The 3,972-nt window shown below is 39.2% G+C and carries 2 protein-coding genes; one reads left to right on the top strand and one right to left on the bottom strand.

Going from position 1 to position 3,972, the window contains the following annotated elements; genetic code table 11:
* Positions 1 to 212 precede the first annotated feature (212 nt).
* Positions 213 to 611, bottom strand: a complete 399-nt coding sequence (ytxJ, locus tag VNJ50_RS13265; RefSeq protein ID WP_325582695.1) for a bacillithiol system redox-active protein YtxJ — start codon at positions 609 to 611, stop codon at positions 213 to 215.
* 268 nt (positions 612 to 879) lie between these two features.
* Here ytxJ and clpB point away from each other — a divergent pair, with 268 nt between their 5' ends.
* Positions 880 to 3,498, top strand: coding sequence for an ATP-dependent chaperone ClpB (gene clpB, locus VNJ50_RS13270; protein ID WP_325582697.1), 2,619 nt, complete (start codon positions 880 to 882; stop codon positions 3,496 to 3,498).
* The last annotated feature ends 474 nt before the right edge of the window (positions 3,499 to 3,972 follow it).

Consider the following 3,972-nt stretch of genomic DNA (forward strand, 5'->3'; position numbering starts at 1 on the left):
TGGTATATAATAAGCAGGCATATCATAAAAATATTTATAAGTGCCCGACCCCATGAAATAAAGATTATTACTCTCAGGATCAATGTTAAAATCCTCTTCAATTAACTTATGCGCTTCAAAGATATCTTTGCCTATTAAATCCGTGAATTCTGTAAAATTCATAATATTAATTTAAGCCTTTGTTTTTTAGCATATTAAAAGCATTACACACTTCACACCAACTCCCCCAACGCTAATCTATTAATCCCACCATGACTGTCATGCGCCACGACCACACCATTTTTAATGACCAGTAATTGTGGCGATTCATGCCTCACTTGAAATTTCTCCGCAATCGCATTAGAAATCGCCCTAAAATTCAACAAATCCAAATAATAGAGATCAGCGTCATTTTCGGAAAGCTTGTAATCTTTTTTAAATTGATTTATCACCATTCTACTAACTCCACAACGTGTAGAATGTTTAAAAATGAGCTGCGTTTTGGTTTTCGAATTTTCAACAATCGCATCCAATTGTTCCATACTGTTCAAAGCAATCCAAGGCGTTGCTTCCTCTTGCTTTGATTCTCCCGAGCCTGTCGAAGCACCAAATAATTTCCCTAATAATCCCATGACATTTTTTTTAATTACACAATTGATAACCGACAACCGATCATCTGATAACCTTAAACTTTTACCATTCCCTTAACGGTAAATTTCTTTACTTTTAATTATCTTTAAATAACTTTTTCCTAAACCTTACAAAACCTCACCTACTGACTAAACGTCATTGACTTATTCTTTTTTTATGACTTTTTGTCCTACAATTTGTATTGGTAAGATAATTGAAATATGCTTTTGGAAAATTAGACAATTAATATAAAACACAACATCCTAATATATGAACTTTAACAATTATACCATTAAATCTCAAGAGGCCATCCAACTTGCGCAACAGCTTGCGCAAAGTTATGGCCACCAACAAATAGAAAACGAGCATATTTTTAAGGCTATTTTTGAAGTTGACGAAAACGTATTGCCGTTCCTTCTCAAAAAATTGAATGTTAACATCAATCTGCTACAACAAACTTTGGACAAGCAATTGGAAAGCTTCCCAAAAGTGAGCGGTGGCGATCTTATGCTTTCCAGAGAAGCCAATAAAACACTCAATGAAGCAGCCATCATTGCCAAGAAAATGAAAGATGATTATGTCTCCATTGAACATTTGATCATTGCTGTTTTTAAATCGAACAGCAAAATCGCCCAAATGCTCAAAGACCAAGGCGTTACCGAAAAAGCACTAAACGCTGCCATCGACGAACTTCGCCAAGGCGATAATGTCACCTCACAAAGTCAGGAAGAGACCTACAATTCCCTGAACAAATATGCCAAAAACCTCAACCAAATGGCTAAAGATGGCAAGTTGGATCCTATTATTGGCCGTGATGAAGAAATAAGAAGAATCCTTCAAATCTTATCCCGCCGCACCAAAAACAATCCTATTCTTGTGGGCGAACCGGGTACAGGAAAAACAGCAATCGCCGAAGGTTTAGCGCACCGAATTATAGATGGCGACGTTCCTGAAAACCTAAAAGATAAACAAGTGTACTCCCTGGATATGGGCGCCCTTATTGCCGGCGCCAAATATAAAGGCGAGTTTGAAGAGCGCCTTAAAGCAGTCATCAAAGAGGTGACTTCAAGTGATGGTGATATCGTCCTGTTTATTGACGAGATCCATACCCTTGTGGGTGCAGGTGGTGGTCAAGGCGCCATGGATGCCGCTAATATCTTAAAACCGGCATTGGCCAGAGGAGAACTCCGTGCCATTGGAGCAACTACGTTGGACGAATATCAAAAGTATTTTGAAAATGACAAAGCATTAGAACGTCGTTTCCAAAAGGTAATGGTGGATGAACCGGATACTGAAAGTGCAATTTCCATCCTCCGTGGCATCAAGGAAAAGTACGAAACCCATCATAAAGTTCGTATTAAAGACGAAGCTATTATTGGCGCGGTAGAATTATCCGAACGCTATATCACCAACCGATTCCTTCCGGATAAAGCCATTGATTTGATGGACGAAGCGGCTTCAAAACTGCGCATGGAAATCAATTCAAAACCTGAAGAACTGGATGTATTGGATCGAAAAGTGATGCAGCTGGAAATTGAAATCGAAGCCATTAAGCGTGAAAAAGATGAAAATAAATTAAAATCGCTACGCTCCGATCTTGCTAATCTTAAGGAAGAACGCAATGAAATGAATGCCAAATGGATGAGTGAAAAAGAAGTTGTGGACAACATCCAAATTGCGAAATCCAATATCGAAGAATTCAAGATTGAAGCCGAGCGCGCCGAACGTGAAGGTGATTACGGAAAAGTAGCTGAAATCCGCTACGGCAAAATCAAGGAAGCACAGGCCGAACTTGAAAAACTGCAACATGAATTGCAAGAAAACCAATCGGGAAGTTCTTTGATCAAAGAGGAAGTAACTTATGAAGACATCGCAGAGGTTGTAGCCAAATGGACCGGTATTCCTGTGACCAAAATGCTACAAAGTGATCGGGAAAAACTCTTGAAATTGGAAGATCAATTGCACAAACGTGTGGTGGGTCAATATGAAGCGATTACGGCGGTGAGTGATGCGGTAAGAAGAAGTCGCGCCGGATTGCAAAACCCTCAAAAACCTATCGGTACTTTCCTCTTTTTGGGAACCACCGGTGTAGGAAAAACGGAATTGGCAAAAGCTTTGGCCGAATACCTCTTTAACGACGAGAACGCCATGACACGAATAGATATGAGCGAATACCAAGAACGCCATAGCGTGAGCCGATTGATTGGCGCACCTCCAGGATATGTGGGTTACGATGAAGGCGGACAGCTTACTGAAGCCGTGAGAAGAAAACCATATTCGGTAGTCTTGCTCGATGAAATAGAAAAAGCGCATCCGGATACTTTCAATATCTTATTACAAGTTTTAGACGAAGGTCGATTGACGGATAATAAAGGGCGTGTTGCTGACTTTAAAAACACGATCATTATCATGACATCCAATATGGGAAGTGACATTATTCAACAGCGTTTTGAAGCTACAAAAGACCTCAACTCAGCCATTGAATCAGCAAAAGTGGATGTGTTGGCACTTTTAAAACAAAGTGTACGCCCCGAGTTTTTAAATAGAATTGATGACATCATTATGTTTACGCCGTTGTCAAGACAGAATATTCTTGAAATTGTTGGCCTTCAACTTAAAGGTTTAACCAAAATGTTGGCAGACCAAGGGATTACCTTCGACGCTACAGATGAAGCCATCGAATATCTTGCTACACAAGGTTACAATCCCGAATATGGCGCACGTCCTGTAAAACGAGTGATTCAAAAAGAAGTACTGAACGAATTGAGTAAGGAATTATTGGCCGGGAAAATTAAAAATGATAGTATCGTCCTATTGGATTCATTCAATGACAAACTGGTCTTTAGAAACCAAGCAGAATTGGTTAAAAGCGAAGATCATAATCAGTAAACATCAACACTTTGTTGGTGTTTAGAAAGTCCGTAAGGATTTTTTCATAATTAGTTGGTTAGGTGAGAGCAGCACCTGTCTTTTTAAGGCAGGTGTTGCTTTTTCATGTTAGCACATTACAAAAAAACATCTCTGATTGTATTCCCTTCAATCCTGATAATTCTGTGAGAAGTTGAAATTGAATCCCGATAGCTATCGGGAGAAGTTGAAGTTGAATAATTAATGCAATTCACGTCCAAATAAAATCAGTGGAAAATCAGCCCAATCAGTGTCATCCGCGTTCCAACAATAAAATCGAAATTGAATAATTAATGCAATTCACGTCCAAACAAAATCAGCGAAAAATCAGCCAAACCAGTGTCATCCGCGTTCCAACAATGAAATTGAAATTGAATCCCGATAGCTATCGGGAGAAGTTGAATAATTAATGCAATTCACGTCCAAACAAAATCAGCGGAAAATCAGCCAAACCAG

Source organism: Gelidibacter sp., from assembly GCF_035577925.1.
GTDB lineage: Bacteria > Bacteroidota > Bacteroidia > Flavobacteriales > Flavobacteriaceae > Gelidibacter.